Annotated in this window: 14 protein-coding genes, 1 tRNA gene and 1 pseudogene; 11 read left to right on the top strand and 5 right to left on the bottom strand. The window is 44.3% G+C overall.

Going from position 1 to position 16,743, the window contains the following annotated elements:
* Positions 1–10 precede the first annotated feature (10 nt).
* Genes A1D16_RS03845 through A1D16_RS03835 form a run of 3 tightly spaced genes read left to right on the top strand, consistent with a single transcriptional unit; the run spans position 11 to position 6,931 of the window.
* Complete coding sequence (locus A1D16_RS03845) at positions 11–2,242, top strand: beta-galactosidase (protein ID WP_290707910.1); 2,232 nt, start codon at positions 11–13, stop codon at positions 2,240–2,242.
* A 5-nt stretch (positions 2,243–2,247) separates the two neighbouring features.
* The gene (locus A1D16_RS03840; protein ID WP_290707909.1) at positions 2,248–4,656 is read left to right on the top strand and encodes a glycoside hydrolase family 95 protein; all 2,409 of its coding nucleotides are present in this window, start codon (positions 2,248–2,250) and stop codon (positions 4,654–4,656) included.
* A 13-nt stretch (positions 4,657–4,669) separates the two neighbouring features.
* A complete protein-coding gene (locus tag A1D16_RS03835; RefSeq protein WP_290707907.1) occupies positions 4,670–6,931 on the top strand; it encodes a beta-galactosidase in 2,262 nt (753 codons plus the stop codon).
* Positions 6,932–7,973: 1,042 nt separating this feature from the next.
* On the opposite strand, the gene A1D16_RS03830 is transcribed toward A1D16_RS03835, so the two are convergent.
* The 5 genes from A1D16_RS03830 to A1D16_RS03810 form a co-directional block, all read right to left on the bottom strand.
* Positions 7,974–8,399 carry a VOC family protein gene (locus A1D16_RS03830; protein ID WP_290707906.1) on the bottom strand — a complete coding sequence of 142 codons (426 nt, stop codon included), beginning with the start codon at positions 8,397–8,399 and terminating at the stop codon, positions 7,974–7,976.
* Positions 8,400–8,413: 14 nt separating this feature from the next.
* Positions 8,414–9,481 (bottom strand): acyltransferase, encoded by a 1,068-nt coding sequence (locus A1D16_RS03825; protein ID WP_290707905.1) that lies wholly within the window; start codon positions 9,479–9,481, stop codon positions 8,414–8,416.
* A 24-nt stretch (positions 9,482–9,505) separates the two neighbouring features.
* Positions 9,506–9,940 (bottom strand): SRPBCC domain-containing protein, encoded by a 435-nt coding sequence (locus tag A1D16_RS03820; RefSeq protein WP_290707904.1) that lies wholly within the window; start codon positions 9,938–9,940, stop codon positions 9,506–9,508.
* Positions 9,941–10,007: 67 nt separating this feature from the next.
* Complete coding sequence (locus tag A1D16_RS03815; RefSeq protein WP_290707902.1) at positions 10,008–10,586, bottom strand: Crp/Fnr family transcriptional regulator; 579 nt, start codon at positions 10,584–10,586, stop codon at positions 10,008–10,010.
* 556 nt (positions 10,587–11,142) lie between these two features.
* Positions 11,143–11,214 (bottom strand) — tRNA-Arg (locus A1D16_RS03810).
* Between the two features lie 195 nt (positions 11,215–11,409).
* Here A1D16_RS03810 and A1D16_RS03805 point away from each other — a divergent pair.
* The 8 genes and pseudogenes from A1D16_RS03805 to A1D16_RS03770 form a co-directional block, all read left to right on the top strand.
* Positions 11,410–12,021, top strand: coding sequence for an RNA polymerase sigma factor (locus A1D16_RS03805; RefSeq protein WP_290707901.1), 612 nt, complete (start codon positions 11,410–11,412; stop codon positions 12,019–12,021).
* The gene (locus A1D16_RS03800; RefSeq protein ID WP_290707900.1) at positions 11,996–13,255 is read left to right on the top strand and encodes an outer membrane beta-barrel protein; all 1,260 of its coding nucleotides are present in this window, start codon (positions 11,996–11,998) and stop codon (positions 13,253–13,255) included. Before A1D16_RS03805 ends, A1D16_RS03800 begins: the two co-directional genes overlap by 26 nt.
* A gap of 78 nt (positions 13,256–13,333) precedes the next feature.
* Entirely contained in the window at positions 13,334–14,167 is an 834-nt protein-coding gene (locus tag A1D16_RS03795; RefSeq protein WP_290707899.1) for a hypothetical protein, read from the top strand.
* On the top strand, positions 14,160–14,570 hold the full coding sequence (locus A1D16_RS03790; RefSeq protein WP_290707898.1) for a hypothetical protein: 411 nt from the start codon (positions 14,160–14,162) through the stop codon (positions 14,568–14,570). The genes A1D16_RS03795 and A1D16_RS03790 overlap by 8 nt, the downstream gene beginning before the upstream one ends.
* Positions 14,571–14,577: 7 nt before the next feature.
* Positions 14,578–15,141 (top strand): YceI family protein, encoded by a 564-nt coding sequence (locus A1D16_RS03785; protein ID WP_290707897.1) that lies wholly within the window; start codon positions 14,578–14,580, stop codon positions 15,139–15,141.
* A gap of 1 nt (position 15,142) precedes the next feature.
* A complete protein-coding gene (locus A1D16_RS03780) occupies positions 15,143–16,000 on the top strand; it encodes a DUF5777 family beta-barrel protein (RefSeq protein ID WP_290707896.1) in 858 nt (285 codons plus the stop codon).
* 69 nt (positions 16,001–16,069) lie between these two features.
* Positions 16,070–16,438 carry a hypothetical protein gene (locus A1D16_RS03775; protein ID WP_290707895.1) on the top strand — a complete coding sequence of 123 codons (369 nt, stop codon included), beginning with the start codon at positions 16,070–16,072 and terminating at the stop codon, positions 16,436–16,438.
* A gap of 88 nt (positions 16,439–16,526) precedes the next feature.
* Positions 16,527–16,743, top strand: a pseudogene (locus tag A1D16_RS03770) (hypothetical protein); the annotation flags it as partial.

Genomic DNA, 16,743 nt, shown 5'->3' with positions numbered 1-16,743 from the left:
ATTTATTATTATGAAACGTAGTTTATTTTTTGCAGCAGTATTGTTCCTGGCGCAGACAGGTGTAGGACAAATCACAACCATCGACATTACAGCGGTTCCGGCGGCAAAGCTGGAAAGCCTGCCAATGGAAGGAAAGGACCCGGTTGGTAACCAGTTAAAAGTAAATAACCAGTTTTTTACCAAAAATGATAAAGCCTGGTTTCCTGTGATGGGTGAAATGCATTACAACAGGGTGCCTGCAAAAGAGTGGAAAGAAGAGCTGTTAAAAATGCGCGCCGCTGGTATTACCATTGTAGCGTCCTATGTTTTTTGGAATGAACATGAAACAAGTCGTGGGAAATGGGATTGGGAAGGAAACAGAGACCTCCGAAAATTTCTGCTAACCGCACAGGAATGCGGCCTGTATGTCTGGCTTCGGATTGGCCCCTGGAGCCATGGCGAACAATTGCACGGCGGCCACCCGGAGTACGTTCATAAGATGAAGGGAAAAAGAAGCAATGACCCGGAATACGTAAAGGCTGTTTTTCGCCTTTTTGAACAAATAGGAAGGGAAACAAAGGACTTGTATTTTATAAATGGCGGACCTATTATTGGCGTGCAGTTGGAGAACGAGTATGCTTCCGGAAAAGCTGAACATATAAGCGTGCTGAAAGAAATTGCAGTGGGGCATAAAATAAATCCGGTTTATTGGTCGGTTACAGCCAATACCGTGTTTAATGATGAACTGCAGGAAGTAATCCCCCTGCAGGGCGCTTATCCTTATAGGGGCTGGGAAGCAGGAGGTGGTAAAGCCACCAAAGATTTTTTATACGGCAATGATCAATGGATAATGACCGATGCCCTGGGTAAATTATATTATGAATTAGACAAATTTCCCAAAGGACTATGTGAGCAGGGAGCTGGTAGCCAGATGACTTTTGCCAACCGGTTTGTAGTGGAACCCCATGTAGTGGAAGCACACCTTCAGAATCAGGTCGGACGGGGAATGAACCTGGTTGGTTATTACATGTTTAAAGGAGGTACCCAAACGCCTGGTTTAAAAGAACCAGGCTGTCCTGAAAGTTATGATTTTCAGGCGCCGATCAGCGAATTTGGTTTGATCAGGCCCTCCTACCGGTATTTGAAAATACTGCACCATTTTATCAATGATTTTGGAGAACAGCTGGCTCCCATGCATACCGTGGAAGCTGCCAATCCCGTTACAAACGAGTTAGACAGCATGCAGTTGCGCTATATTACCAGGGTAAAGGACGACCAGGGCTTTATTTTTTTATGTAATACCCAGGTTCGGCTGAATATGCCAGATAAGGAAGTGAACCTGCAAATCAGGCTGAAGAATGAACAAATTGAATTTCCTTCCTTTCTTCTTAAAGGGCAAACCAGCCCGGTTTTGCCGTTCAACCTTAAACTGGGTACAGCCACCCTTAAATACGCAGTGGCACAACCTTTTTCCAAAATTCAAAATGGTAATCACCTGCAGGTTTTTTTCCAGAATCTTCCGGGTGTAAATCCGGCATTGTCTCTTCAATTGCCGGAACATGCAGTAATCGAAACACCGGGATGGAAGCGCACGCAAGTAAACGACCGCTACGAGCTGGTTGCAGAAGGTGGAAATATGGTTCGGTTGAAATTGTCCGATGGCATGACGGTTTCGCTTCATTTTATGCAACGATCAGAGGCGGAGAATGCCTGGCGGATCAATAAAAACGGCGCTGAGTTTATGATCATAACAAAAGCCGATCTCTTGTATAGCAAGGATACCCTCCAGTTTTATCAATTAAACCGACACGCATTTTCAGCACGTGTGTATCCATCCGATAGGATACTTTTTCAGGATAAAAAATCAACGACTACTGCCAGTTACAGGCTTTATAATTGGATGGTAAAACCTGTTAATGCAAATGTCAGGATAAAAAAAGAACAGGCTGCTACACGGGTTAGTATACCTGCTGCCTGGCCATCTTCCATTAACAATGTGTTCTTAAAAATTCAATACAGCGGAAATGCAGCAGTGGCCAGTTTAGGTAGCCGGGTGGTTACCGATAATTTATTCAATGGCACTGACTGGATGCTTGGGTTAAAGCGATTTGGCGGAAAGGAAATTAGCTTAACGGTTACCCCCTGGGACGAAAAAGTTACCGGTATTGCTGATTACCTGGCAGCTACCGCAAAAAAGCAAGTGCCTGTAATTAATAAGGTGGAGATATTACCTGTTTACCAGGTTCGTTTAAGATTAAATTAACCAATATGAAAACTACACGGATCCTTTTTTTTGTTGCAGCTTTCTTCCCGGTTAGTGAAACTCGGTCACAGGTCAAAACGGGGGCTAAGATTGCCCGGTATGCAAGTCCGGCAGGTTCTTTTATGCAGGCAATTCCCATTGGCAATGGTCGCTTGGGGGCTACTATTTTCGGTGGAGTGGAAGAAGAACGGATCGTACTAAACGACGATTCTTTCTGGTCGGGCGAGCCTTATTCCGGTAAAGTTGCCAACGGGCCGGAAACGGTGGCGCAAATACATGCAGCGTTGGTTAAGGGAGACCATGCGTTGGCCGATGAACTGGCTAAAAAGTTACAGGGGCCTTACAATCAATCCTACCAGCCCCTGGAAGAATTACGGATCCGGTTTGATCATACTGGAAAGCCGGTCAACTATACCAGGTACTTAAATATTTCTGATGCAGTGGCTGCGGTATCCTACCAGGTGGATGGTGTCGTATATACCAGAACGGCATTTTGTAGTTTTCCGGATCAGGCCATTGTTGTGCAGTTGGAAGCCAGCCAGTCGGGTAAACTCAATTTTACAATTGCTATGGCCGGGAAACACCAGCAACAGGTAAAATCTGTTTCCGGTACTTCCTTGCAGGCTTTCGGCAGAGCGCCTTACCAGGTTGATCCCAGTTATCTTTCCACCGATAAACCGGTTCTTTATGATTCCGCGGAGAACGGGAAAGGGATGCGGTACGCCGCTATCTTAAATGCGCAGGTGAAAGATGGCAGGATTAGTAATAAGAACGGAACAATCAGGGTGGTCAATGCCACCAGTGTGCTGCTGTTGATTTCGGCCAGAACCAGTTTTAACGGGTATAACCAGTCGCCTTCTAAAAACGGGCTTAACTGCAACAGATTGGTTATGGATGACAATAGGAAGCTGCTCGGAAAATCCTATGCTACCCTGCTTGCCGCACATATTTCAGATTATCAGCGCCTGTTTAACCGGATGGAATTGAAACTGGACGCCGGCACGAACCAGGATCAGGCCCCTCTCAGCAGTTTGGTTGAACGATTTAAAAAAGAGAACGATCCTTCCTTTCTTACCCTTTTGTTTGATTTGGGGCGGTACCTCATGATTGCCGGTTCAAGACCTGGAAGCCAGCCATTAAATCTGCAGGGGAATTGGAATGAATGGGTTCGTCCGCCCTGGAGCAGCAATTATACCATGAACATAAATTCCCAGATGAATTATTGGCCCGTATTGGTGGCCAACCTGGCTGAATGCCATGAGCCCATGCTTTCTTTCATAGAAGAGCTGGCAGAACATGGACGGGAAACCGCCCGGCATAACTATAATAGTTCGGGTTGGGTAGCACATCATAATGCCGATATCTGGCGGTATTCCGGCGCCGTTGGGGCCGGCGGTGGAGAGCCCTCCTGGGCTAACTTTATGGGTGGTGGCATTTGGGAGTCCTTTGACTTTTGGGAGCATTATCAATTTACAAACGACAGCGTTTTTCTCAGGAACCGCGTTTACCCATTGTTAAAAGGTGCGGTTGAATTTAGTTTGGATTGGCTGATAAAAGATAGTTCCAATCAGTTAGTGCCACGCTTTACTGTTTCGAGCGAGGCCACCTATAGTACACCGGCTGGTTATAAAGGATATTGTATACTTAATTCCGGGCAGGATATAGCACTCTACGAAGAGTTGTTCATGAATTTTATACAGACCTGTGAAAGGTTGGCGATCAATGATTCGCTCTATCAAAAAACGAAGGCCGCTTTTCACCTGTTACCGCGCTACCAGGTAGACCCGGAAGGGAAAATCAAAGAATGGCTTGAACCCGGTATTGACCGGCCTTATGGGGGTAATAAAAACCACCTTTCACAATTGATCGGTTATTTCCCTGGCCGCCAGCTAATCCTTAAAAATGACCCCAAGCTGGAGAATGCTGTAAAACGAACCCTGGAAATTTTCGGGCCCAGCACTGCCAAATGGATGCATGCCTGGGAAATAAATCTTTGGGCAAGACAGGCTAAACCCGAAAGGGCCTATGAATTGGTAACAAGACTAGCAGAAGGATATGGTCCCAATGATTTTAATCCCGACCAGTCTTACCAGATCGATTGGCAGATGGGTTTTACGGCTGGTATATGCGAAATGCTCCTGCAATCGCACCGGGTAGATGAAAAGGGAATTCCGGAAATAGAGGTGTTGCCGGCATTACCAAAAGAATGGCGAAACGGCTCCATAAAAGGAATTCGGGCACGTGGTTGTTTTGAATGTACGCTCGAATGGAAAGAGGGTAAATTAACCAGGCTCCAGGTTGAAAATATATCGGGGCAGGCCGGTAGTAACAAAAAGGTATGGATTAATTATGGGGGCAATAAAAAATTACTGGAGCTGGAGCCTGGGAAGGTGAGCACTCAATTTTATAACTAATTTCTAAAAGATAATGTATTCGTTTCCTATAAAACTAAGCTACCTGTTAACAGTATTTTTCTCGTTTCATGGTAGTTTAATGGCACAACCCGTGTTCTATAAACTAGATGCTTCCGCGGTAGCCGCCCAACCTGTAAAAGCAATTCCCGCTTTCTTTGGTAAAAATCCGGAAGGGGTAGTACTGGGCGTCAACAACCAGTATTTTGAAAAAAATGGGCAGCCCTGGTATCCATTGATGGGGGAGTTTCACTATTGGAGATACCCGGCAGAATATTGGGAGGAACAACTCCTTAAAATGAAAAGCGGTGGTTTGCAGATTGTTGCTACCTATGTTTACTGGGGTGCGCACGAAAAGCCGAAAGATACCTGGAGCTGGTCGGGCAGCCTAGACCTTCGCCAGTTTATCAGCCTTTGTAAAAAGCATCAAATGTATGTGTGGCTTCGGCCCGGACCCTATATAAATGGCGATGTCAGGGGCCGCGGATTTCCCGACTGGATCTATACTATGCGAGAGAAAAGAACCAATCAACCGGTTTATTTAAAAGAAGTGGCCAACTATTTTAACAGGTTGGGTGAACAAACAGCTGGTTTATACTGGGGGCAGGGAGGGCCGGTAATAGGGGTACAGTTGGAAAACGAATACGCATCCGGTGATTCTACGCATATTAGCCAGCTAAAGCGGCTTGCAACAGAAGCGGGGATAGCGCCCGTATATTGGTCGGTAACAGCCAATACCGTTTTTCAGGATAAAAAATTTGAAGTACTTCCCTTGCAGGGGGCATATTGTTACAGGGGTTGGGAGCGTAAAAAGACCCTGACCACAGATTTTCTATTTGCCCAGGATCAATGGATCATGGAAGAAAACCTGGGACAGGTTTATTATGATGTGGAAAATTATCCCAGGGGTTTATGTGAACAGGGGGCAGGCATGCAGGAAACCCATGCTGCCCGTTTTATAGTACAGCCCAATGTAATTGAGGCGCATGCACATAACCAGGTTGGAAGGGGTATAAATATGTTGGGTTATTTCATGTTTCAGGGAGGAACGCAATACCCGGGTACTGAAATGCCTTTGTCAGACGGACCGCTAATGCCTTCCGGCTTAGTGTCCTACGATTATCAGGCTCCGCTTGATGAGTTTGGACAGGTGGCGGAGAGTTATAAATTTCTGAAACTGCATCATCTGTTTTTACAGGATTTTGGAAGTCAGCTTGCCCGTACAAAAGTGGTGCGGCCTTCTCAGCTGCCCACCAATCCTGCAGATACCGTTAACCTCAGGTATACCGGCCGGTTTAACGATAAGGGACAGGGTTATGTATACATCTGCAATACCCAGAATTACAGGCAGATGTCAGAGAAGATGGTACAAGTTGAGCTTGCGCTGCCTGCTGAAACGATCCGTTTTCCCCGGAAGCCGGTACCAATAATTGACGGTGTAATAGCTACCTGGCCGGTGAATCTTGATTTCAATGGTATCCAGATAAAATACGCAACAGCCCAGGTATTGTGCAAGGTTAAAAATAATGATCGGGAAGACATCTTTCTATACAATACGGAAGGGGTGCCGGTAGAAATTTGCGTAAAAAAAGAGAATATTGAAAGCGTAACGGCTCCCGGATGCCAGGTAGAAACAGCTGATCAGTTTTATTATATCGGCGCTGATGGGGCTGCGAAAACAATTGAGCTTCGGAAAAAGAATGGGCAAAGCGTACGAATTATTCTGCTTTCCAGGAAAGAAGCGGAAAATGCCTGGAAATTTTCCTTAAAGGGCCAGGATTTTGTTATTATTTCGGAAGCATCTTTTTTGCAGTTTCCTGGTAAGCTTGTTGCCAGGCAGCTAGGGGATCCGGAATTGAAATTTTCCATTTATCCCAATAACCAGCTAACTAATACCATCAAAAAAAAGGGGACTGGTTTTTCTGCCTATACCATGCGTGTGAATAAATATACAGCGGGCAGTATCGGTCATCATCGTTTAAATGATAGTACAGCCAGGGTATCACTAAAAGAAAAAGTTCCGGCCCAGGTATCGGATGTGTTTTACAAGGTAGATTTTACGGGTGATCTGGGAAGCGTTCAATTGAAAGGCATCACTGTTGCAGACCGGCTGAATTATGGGAAAAGCTGGATGATAGGATTGAAAAGATTTGAGAAGGAACTGGTTGTAAAGGGCAGCGCTATGCAGCTAATCATTTCCGGCCAGTACAATCAATTGCCTCCTCGGATACTGCGTACGGAAATTATACCTGAATATGAATTTATTCTCGGGTATTAAGGCAAGTGAATCGGGGGGCGCTCGGTGATTTAGGGTGCTTCTATCCAAAGGGGTTGTTTAATCAGGTGTTTAATTAGGGGCAAGGTATTGAAGAAGAACGTACCAAATCCTTTTTTGCCGGGCTGAAATAGTAAACCATGTACCATCCATGTGCCATCCTTCAGTGATTCATCAGTTGCTCCGGGGGATATAGCGAGTTTGAGTGAAGGATGAGTGGAGGATGAGCGAAAGATGAGTGAAGGATGAGTCTTGTCTTATAAAAGCCATAGAGGTTAAAGAATAGATCTGAAACCGGTTGGCAGTAGAGGTTGGTGATGTTGAATTGGGTTGAGGTGCTCATTTTTTAGTTTAAGTGCAAATAGCCTGGGTTTAAAATAGAGGATCCCCTGGGTAATACGTGGGTAGTGCTGATGAAAGGGAGAAAGCTCATATCAATCAGGCCAGGGTTGAGGCAACTAGGCGCAATCTGGAACTAGCCCATTTTGGTTCGAAGTAGGACGACCTAAGCATACCGGTTAAAATGGATCCTTACGTTGAACCAGCTTGCAATCTGGATCCAAATAGCCAGCAAATCGTAAAATTGAATGGTGCTGCATCCAATAAGCGGGTTGGCCTGAGTGTGGTATTGAAACTAATGGCGGAGGATTCTGCCCATTCCATCCCTATCCATATATTGTCCGCATTAGCTGGTTCCGTACCTTTAGGAGCGAAGGGTAGCTTGGGTGCAGGCTTGGATGCCAAGGATCCAAATTCACCAACTGATATACCGAAAGCGTATTTAGGTAAACTCTGCGACTGTTGCACATGACTGGTGTCTCAACGTCCAGCCCTGCTTTAGCAAATATTTTCTCTGAGCTGACTGCTTTCTTGACTAAGAAAAGTGCCATTAAAAAGTACGATCCTCCACTTGTCAGGATCTTCATACGTTTCGCTTTTGTCTTCCCAGTACGGATTTTCATTCACCAACTGATATACCGAAAGCGTATTTAGGTAAACTCTGCGACTGTTGCACATGACTGGTGTCTCAACGTCCAGCCCTGCTTTAGCAAATATTTTCTCTGAGCTGACTGCTTTCTTGACTAAGAAAAGTGCCATTAAAAAGTACGATCCTCCACTTGTCAGGATCTTCATACGTTTCGCTTTTGTCTTCCCAGTACGGATTTTCGGGTTTTACAGGCAAGCAACCCATTTGTTGAAGCCTGCTACTTGCTTCGTTGAAATTATCAGAATTATCAAAATATAAAACCAGTAGATGCTCCTTGGTAGGGGCCGGCAGAGCTGTCTCATTTATATATTGTGTAAATTCAAGATGATGGTGACTGTCGGGAAGACCTATCATAACGCCGTCATATCCATCATGACCGGAGAATTGTCCGATAACTTTTAAGCCAAGCCCTTCTGTATAAAATCTTGTAATTTGTGCTAGTTGATTAGTGGGCCTTGCGATTCTAAATTGTACTGCCTTCATTTTTTATTATGAGGTTAAATAATTTGCCTGATATATTTGTTGTGTCTGATTGTAATGGATAATAAAACAGAAAGAAGAATACCAGCAATGGTAACTGATATGAACTTTATATTGGCATTGATCGAAAGGTTTATTAAGCCATACTGCAAAAAAATAACGATAAATAAATGTAAGAGGTATATGCCATAGGCATTTGCTGATATTTTTGAAATAAGTGTATTGGTTTTGTTTCCAACGCTTTTAAAAAAAGAAAGGATACCCATGCTTATTCCAATACACATGACTGATTCAACAAGTGATTCTGTAATCAGATAATTTGTTATTTTATAGGGCAGATACCTTTGCGTCAGATAGATGAAAACAGCAAAACCGAAAAAAGATAAGCTCTGTTTTCCTGCTAACTGATTCAGCCAGTTTGCATGATTGAAAAAAGTTCCTGCCAAAAAAAGCAAAAAGTATTGCGGAAGATGAGCAGGCTCCACTGGTATGAGCCAGGTTCTCCAAACGTCAATAGGGTATTTAAAACGTATGGCAGCACATAGTAGTGTTAAGGCCACTGTAAAAACTAAAATATATCTAACTGGTAATGGACCGGTTTTTTCTGCAATGCTGATAAATCTTTTATGAAAGAAAATAATGTAAATAATTGAAAAGACAAGTAGTAAGGCTACAAACCAAAGATGACCGGTAGCCACAGGTGGCTTGTGCAGGTAACTATCAATAAAGAAACTTAGTATATTGTTATTACTTTCAGCATTATAATAATTGAATGGAAGAAAGATGAACAGGGTAAAGAATAGCAATGGTACACCTAATCTTTTGAACCGTTCATTCAGGAATACAGCGTTTGATTTCTTTTTAATACTGAAAACCATAAAGTAGCCGGAGATAAAAAAATAAAGCCCCATCATATAAGAGGCGTTTATAAAAAAGAAATTTTTTAACCAGTCTGCTTTGAAAGGGTCGTTTACAACCCATATACCACCGGTAGGTCCATATGCTTGAGCAGAATGGTGTGCCACTACAAGACCGGTGAGAAATACTTTAATGTTATCTATGTAAACAATACGGTTGTCATTCATGTTTTTCGGTTGAAAAAATGAAAATCAATTAGACTCTGCTGTGTTTTTCAATGCCAGATTCATTTGAATAAAATTATTTCTGGTAACTGTCCCTATTTTTTTTAAAATAAATGAACTGAACAGCCCACTGAAACTCTCTGAGTGTACCAATTTAACATGATCTTTACCTGCATTTTCTATTTCAAACGAATGAAGACCGTCAAATAAACCCTTAAAAAAAAGACTGCCAAGCCAGGAAAAACTTTCACCCTGTTTTATCTGCAGAATAGTGGGCTTGAATATCATTGTCTTGTGCCCGTTTTGTAATGTATTTTTTAGCCGTCCCCCTTCTTTAAATTCTCCTTCTACGTTTATAAGGAAGGGATTCCATGTAGGATAAGATGTGAAATCTGTGAGAACTTGCCAAACTTTCTCCCTGGAGGCATTAATTATTATTTCTGTCTTAATCTGCTTGTTCATATTATATTTATTTACTGAACAAAGTTAGGCAGTGCCGATTGCAGGGTTATTAACTTTTGTAAAGAAATCATTTTCCGTCCATAAGTCGTTTCCTTATCCTGCTAAGAGAAACAGGTGTAATTCCTAGGAAAGATGCAATCATATGATGTGGTACACGAAGAAGCAAATCGCTTTGTGTAGCTTCAAATTTCTGCCATCGTTCTTCTGGGCTGTCAAGAATGTAAGACGAAAATATCAGTTGTGCATTGATAAATCGCTGTTCGGCTATCTTTCGGGCAACGGTTTCCATTTTAGGAACCTTTTTGTAAAGTGTCTGCAAATCGTCGTAGCTGATAACAAGGAGTTCGGCATCTTCCAGCGTATCAAGTGATTGATTACCGGGTGCCTGGCGAAGAAAACTTTCATAACAACTTGCAAACAGATGTTCCCTAAAAATAAAGGCCGTAATATCATCTGTGTCTTTGGTGTAGTAAAGCCGGAGTAGTCCCTTATTTATGAAAAATAACTCTCTTGCAATTTTTCCTTTTTTAATCAGGTTGAATTTTTTAGGTACCTGTCGGAATGTGAAATAGCTTTCTATGATTTGTCTATCTTCACTGGTAAATGTATTGAATCGGGATATGTAGTGAAATAAGGATGTAAACATGGCAAGGAAAATAATACTGGTTGATTCATTAGAGGGCTTGAGCTTTCAGCTAACGAGCAGCTATTGCCGATGTTCTTGGGCACTCCTCCCTGAGCTCTTCGATGATTCTAAGTTTGTCGCAAGGCTTTAATGTTTTTTTTAATCATGTATTTTACCGTTTCTTGTTCCGTAGCCAGGTTGGCATACATGGCTCTAAGCCATGCATTTTTCTCTTCCAGCTCTTTAATGCTTTGGTGCGCTGGCTTCTAAACCTCCATGCCACCGCTATCTATAATACGAAGCTTCTCTTACGCCATATTCAGGGTGAATCTCTTCCTTCGATTTGGCTTGTTCCAACTCCTTGGAATGATGGCAGTCTGTATGTGACTGAACTGACTCATCCTCCTACTTTGCATATTAAATGTATAAACTTTTGTCTACAAATAAACCGTACTATTTTAGTGAACTTACTTGTATCGATAGGAATTAAACGAGTGGTAAAACGTAGAAAGCCTTACAAGTCCATGACTTTATAAAGCTTTCATTTTCATTAGTAATTTTTTATTTAGCAGCGTAGTGGCCTCGCCAGGAATCGAACCTGGATCTGGAGCTTCGGAAACTCTTATACTATCCATTGTACTACGAGGCCGTCCTAAAAGGAGTGCAATATTACGGGTTTTTTGTGAATTCTAACAAACACCGGTCAGATGCCGCCCGACCCGCAGTACCCGACCCGCAGCACCATTCCGGTAGTACCCCTCCGGCAACACCCAGCCGGTGAAAAGAAAAAAATACCTTTGGCAAAGCAACCCGGACAAGCCGGCTTGCGTATAGGCCGATGGACATGGACATTACGGCACCCACAGACAGCCTGCTAAAGCAATTGGTGGAGGGATGCGTTTCCCTCAAACGCCAGAGCCAGAAGAGCTTTTACGAGCATTTCTATGGCTATGCCTATGCCGTTTGTAATCGCTATATCAGCCGGGAAGAGGAAGTGCTGGAAGTGGTAAACGACGGATTTGTTAAGATTTTCCGCGAAATGGAACGGTTTCAACTCCGCTATGACTCCTACGAAGCTTCCCTGAAAGCCTGGATCCGCCGGATCTTTATCAATACCGCCATCGATCATCTCCGGAAAAAACAGCTGAGCATGGTTACCCTTCCTACCGAAACGGAAGAACAGATTCACCTGCCTGCCGTTGAACCCACCGGATTATCGGCTATTGCTCATAAAGAATTATTGGCCATGATCCGGAAACTTAGTCCCGCTTACGGACTGGTTTTCAATCTATATGTAATTGATGGCTACACGCATGAAGAAATTGCCGCTATGCTGAAGATCAGCGTCGGCAGCTCCAAATCCAACCTGTCAAAAGCCCGCGCCAACCTCCAGAAAATGTTGGCAGAGGAACTAAACCGAAACCAAAAAAATGAAGGGGAAAGAATTCGACTTTAACCAGTGGGAGGAAGGTCTGGATGACCTTTTCCGCAAGGCGGCTGCCAGCGAGCAGCCCGCACCACCCCCGCAGGCCTGGTTGAAAATGAATCAGCTTCTCGATGAAGATGAAGAAAAACGCCGCCGCAGATTCGGCTGGTGGTGGTTGCCGCTGTTGCTATTTATGGCCGGGCACCGGCATTTTTTACCCCACCATGCTGAACACTCTACCATTCATGCCAGCTCAGCTATACCGGTCAACCGGCAGGAAACAACCAAAATAAACCAACGTGCACGCCAAACTCAACAGGCAGCAGCAGAGCAATTGGCGGCCAATACCTCAGCGCCAACTATTTCACCCATAGTAGCCGACAAACCATCGCAGGCACCGCTAACCCCCGGATCCCTACAGGTTGTAAAACAATCGGATCGGGTAAAACAACAGGCCAACCAAAGAGCGGTAACAAGGTTGTCTGCAACCAACACCACCAAACAGCCGGCTTTATCCTCTTTCTACCAGGAAGAAAAATTGCTGGTTGCCCGCCTGCCAAAAAAAATACCCTTATCCGGCAGCGGTACGGTACAAGCCTCCGAACCGCGGATGCTGCTTAAGATCAGGAAACCGGCTTCCAAAACACCGGACGCTTCCTCCTTCAGGTTTTACCTGTACGGGGGAGGAGGGGCTGATCGGGGCTTTATCGATGCCGATCATTCCTCCGCCTATAAACTTGCTTATGGTGGCGGCATTGGTGTGCAGCTTACCAGGCATTGGGCCATTCAGGCAGGTATACAGCAAACCAGGAAAATTTATGAAGCTCCCGGCGATGCATATACCCCAAAAAAAGGGTCCTATTATGATAACCCGAATCTCCAGCTTAAAGAAGTAGATGCGGATTGCTCTATCCTTGAAATACCAATAAGTATACGCTACGGTTTCCTGCAAAAAAACAAGCAGCAGTTATTTGGTATGCTCAGTATCCAAAATGCGGTGATGCTGAGAGAGTCTTATAACTATTATTATTATCGGTTCGGTCAGCCGGCAAAAGGATACTATACCTATCGAACCAAAGCCTTTGAATTATTTTCCGGAATAGGCCTGAGTATTGGCTACGAAAGAAAAATCAGCAAGCAACTGCACTGGCAAATTGCACCCTATTTCAATTTTCCGCTGAATGGTGTTGGCGAGGGCTCCGTTAAATTACGTTCGGCTGGCTTCTTTACCGGACTTCGATATTCTTTCTGGAAGAAAAATTAAAGCAGAGGCAACCATTTTTTAAACTGGTACGATTAGGTAGTTAATCATCCACTGCGCTACGCGCACAACTCCTATAATATGTTGACAGCCATCCTACGCTGCCGGCGAATAAGTTTCGTTGGCTTAACCCTTCTTTGTTTTTTATCCTGCAGCAAAAGCGGAACAGATAACCCTGGTAACCCTTGTGAAGGAATCACCATAGCAGTGAATGGAACCGTAACCAATACAGGTGGTCCGGGTAGTGCAACGGGTTCTATTACTGCTACCGCTTCAGGAAGCTCAGGTTTTACGTTCAGCCTGAATAATGGTCCTTTCCAGGCTTCCGGAACGTTTAGCAATCTTGTAGCCGGTGCCTATACGATCCGCGCTAAAAACGGAGATGGTTGTATGGGAAGCGGAAGTTTTACCGTAGCCGATGGTGATCCATGTGCCGGAAAAACGATTACGGTAACGGCTGATATCGGTTCGTCTGAAAAATGTGGAAAAACAGGAACCATCACCGTTACCGCTTCCGGCAGCACCGGCTTCATGTACCGGTTGAACGCAAGCGGAACCTACCAGGCAGCTAATACATTTACACAACTCGAAGCCGACAATTATACGATATACGCGAAAGATGCAGCCGGTTGTGAAACCACCAAACAAGTAACAGTACCTGCTGTTGCAAATGGTCCATTGTTCACAGCCGTTGTAACGCTGATCAATTCCAAATGCAGTGGTTGTCATACAGGATCAAATCCCACCAGTGGTATCAGCTTTGCAGCCGACTGCGCTATTGTAGAAAAGAAAAATAATATCAAAACACAGGCAGTAGACCTGGGAACAATGCCCAAAGGCGGACCTGCATTGGGCGCTTCTGATAAAAAAATAATTACCGATTGGATAGCGGCAGGAGGCAGAGCCAGTGATTAAGCGAATTTTATACGGAAGCCTGTTATTGGCGCTGCTGCTGGGTGGAATCGGCTACTGTTTTTACCAGCTAGAAAATGGTTCCATACAATACCAATCGCCTGCTTACCGGTTAAGTGCAACCGAACTGGTTGCGGCTTTCCTGCAAGATGAACAGGCGGCCAGCCGGCAGTATTCAGGCAAGCTGCTGGAAGTGCGCGGAGCTATTAATTTACTGAACCCGGAAAATGGATTTATTTACCTCGGAGCGCCTACGGCGTCCAGTTCTGTCAGTTGTACAATGGATTCCACGCAAATTGATAAGGCCGTTCTGCTGAAAGCAGGCGATACGGTTACCATAAAAGGGATCTGCACCGGCTTCCTGATCGATGTTCAGCTGAACCGGGCCGAATTCTTATCCAAATAAAACAGGAATGAACAGCATAATTGCTTATATAAGTTGGATGGCAGTATTAGTTTTTCCTGCCAGAATTGTTTATTCACAACAATATAATTGCCGCACCCTGCTGGTACAGTTTGTATCGGTTACTCCATTGGAAACAATTAAGGCGGAAAATAAAAACGGCGTACTACTGCTTGATCTGCAAACCGGCAGGGTAGAAGCAGCAGTGTTGATCAAAGGCTTTCTTTTTCGGAAGGCATTGATGCAACAACACTTTAATGAATCCTACATGGAATCTGATAAGTTTCCGAAAGCCGTATTTAGCGGAAGATTTGATCCCGCCCTGGTTTCATCAAAGCAAGCAGGTGAACAAGTAATCCCCATAAGCGGTACCCTAACTATGCACGGGGTGTCGAAACCACATGCCTGCGACATAATACTTAAGTTTAGCGATACCGACTGCCAGGGTTTTGCCAGCTTCTTTATTAAGCCGGAAGATTTTTCCATACAGGTGCCTGCCCTTGTTCGGGATAATATCAATAAACAACTTAAGGTGGAATTGTCTACCGGATGGATGAAACCAAATACCCGCTAATATGACCCGGATCCTAGTTTTGCTTTTAGTAGTATGCACTACTCTTAACGCGCAGGAACAGTCGAAAGATTCATTGCCTGAACTGGAAATGAATTCTACGCAGAAAGTTACCGGCATTTTCCACGCTACCCGGATCATCCAGTCGCAATCAGTTGAACTACTGGCAAAGGGAAGCCTGGATGTTCGGATACTGCATCGGTTCGGGCGCTTATCTGATGGTGTAAAAGAACTGTTTGGCCTGGACCAGGCCTCCATGCGTATGAGCTTTGATTATGGTGTTTATAACTGGTTAACGGTTGGGCTTGGACGAAGTACCTACCGTAAGGAATACGATGGACTGGTTAAAGTAGGCCTGCTGCAGCAGGCAAAAGGACAGAAAGCCGTTCCTTTTTCGCTTGTACTGGTTACAGGTATCATGCTCCGTACAGCCGATGAAAGCTCCGCCAACGGGTATAAGCCCACTACTGGCGACCGAACTTCTTTTTATGGTCAGTTGCTGATGGGACGTAAATTTTCTCCTGGTTTTTCTGCGCAACTGAGTGCTACCCTTCTGCATATGAATTATGTACCCAATGAAAACTGGAAAAATAATTTCTTTGCCCTGGGTATTGGCCTGCGGCAAAAATTAAGCAAGCGGTTTGCCCTCACCTTTGACCATCAATTGGTGGTAACCGGTTTGCCAGACGGCTATTATTTTCCATTGGGCATCGGAGTTGACATCGAAACAGGCGGACATGTTTTCCAACTGCATTTTAGCAATGCAATTGGCATGAATGAACGTGCTTTCCTAACGGAAACTACAGACCGTTTCTTCCGCGGCGAGATCCGCTTTGGATTTAATCTTTCCCGTATGTTCTGAGTCCTTGCCACCCAATCGCTAACGGTTTTACCAGGATTTTTTGAATTATAGGGCTATCTTTGCCCGGCAATGAAAAAATGTCTGCTGGTATTTTTATTGTTCAACTATATAAATACCACCATGTTTATTCCGGTTATTGAGGAAACCATGGTGGTGAAAAAAACGTACCGGCACTACGACGAAACGAACTCCATCATTGAACTCATCAAAAAAGAAGTTTTTGGTTTAAAAAGCAAACAGGTAACGGATGAGGACGATGATCAGCCGCTGTCTGCTGCCGTTCTTTCCATTAAGCTAAGCCAACTCGCCATCAGCGAATTACATACGCTGGTATTTACTTATACAGTACAATCACTGGTACATAGCAGGGTAGATACTGCTCCTGCCCTGCCAGATGGTTTTCTTAGAAAAGATTCTCCTCCTCCCGATTTCTGCTGATTTCTACCACGTTAATGTACAATGCATCTCCTGGCGGAGATGTGATTACTCTTTTGCCGGCATTGTTGCCGGTTAAATTACTCGAACCATGAAATTCAGCACAACAGTCGGTTGTTGGCTGCTTCTTGGCTGTATGCTGGTATATAACCAGGTATGGTCACAGGACAGTAAGCGCCTGTCCTTAGCGGAAGCAGAACAACTTTTTATTTTGAATAATCTCGAACTACTTGCCGGCGCTGCCCAGGTAAATGCAGTGCAGGCAAATGAAATACAGGCAAAACTATTTCCCAATCCATCAATCAGGG

The organism is Flavihumibacter sp. CACIAM 22H1 (assembly GCF_001601815.1).
In the GTDB taxonomy this organism is placed as follows: Bacteria; Bacteroidota; Bacteroidia; order Chitinophagales; family Chitinophagaceae; genus Flavihumibacter.
The sequence above is the reverse complement of the archived record's forward strand: the minus strand, read 5'-3'. Positions and strand labels throughout refer to the sequence as shown.

What these genes read in the sequence shown, in the direction of transcription:
- A1D16_RS03785 (WP_290707897.1), top strand. Translation starts at nt 14,578, where the DNA reads ATGAACAGCATAATTGCTTATATAAGTTGGATGGCAGTATTAGTTTTT.
- A1D16_RS03820 (WP_290707904.1), bottom strand. Translation starts at nt 9,940, where the DNA reads ATGAACAAGCAGATTAAGACAGAAATAATAATTAATGCCTCCAGGGAG.
- A1D16_RS03815 (WP_290707902.1), bottom strand. Translation starts at nt 10,586, where the DNA reads ATGTTTACATCCTTATTTCACTACATATCCCGATTCAATACATTTACC.
- A1D16_RS03825 (WP_290707905.1), bottom strand. Translation starts at nt 9,481, where the DNA reads ATGAATGACAACCGTATTGTTTACATAGATAACATTAAAGTATTTCTC.
- A1D16_RS03780 (WP_290707896.1), top strand. Translation starts at nt 15,143, where the DNA reads ATGACCCGGATCCTAGTTTTGCTTTTAGTAGTATGCACTACTCTTAAC.
- A1D16_RS03800 (WP_290707900.1), top strand. Translation starts at nt 11,996, where the DNA reads ATGAAGGGGAAAGAATTCGACTTTAACCAGTGGGAGGAAGGTCTGGAT.
- A1D16_RS03845 (WP_290707910.1), top strand. Translation starts at nt 11, where the DNA reads ATGAAACGTAGTTTATTTTTTGCAGCAGTATTGTTCCTGGCGCAGACA.
- A1D16_RS03795 (WP_290707899.1), top strand. Translation starts at nt 13,334, where the DNA reads ATGTTGACAGCCATCCTACGCTGCCGGCGAATAAGTTTCGTTGGCTTA.
- A1D16_RS03805 (WP_290707901.1), top strand. Translation starts at nt 11,410, where the DNA reads ATGGACATTACGGCACCCACAGACAGCCTGCTAAAGCAATTGGTGGAG.
- A1D16_RS03830 (WP_290707906.1), bottom strand. Translation starts at nt 8,399, where the DNA reads ATGAAGGCAGTACAATTTAGAATCGCAAGGCCCACTAATCAACTAGCA.
- A1D16_RS03835 (WP_290707907.1), top strand. Translation starts at nt 4,670, where the DNA reads ATGTATTCGTTTCCTATAAAACTAAGCTACCTGTTAACAGTATTTTTC.
- A1D16_RS03840 (WP_290707909.1), top strand. Translation starts at nt 2,248, where the DNA reads ATGAAAACTACACGGATCCTTTTTTTTGTTGCAGCTTTCTTCCCGGTT.
- A1D16_RS03775 (WP_290707895.1), top strand. Translation starts at nt 16,070, where the DNA reads ATGAAAAAATGTCTGCTGGTATTTTTATTGTTCAACTATATAAATACC.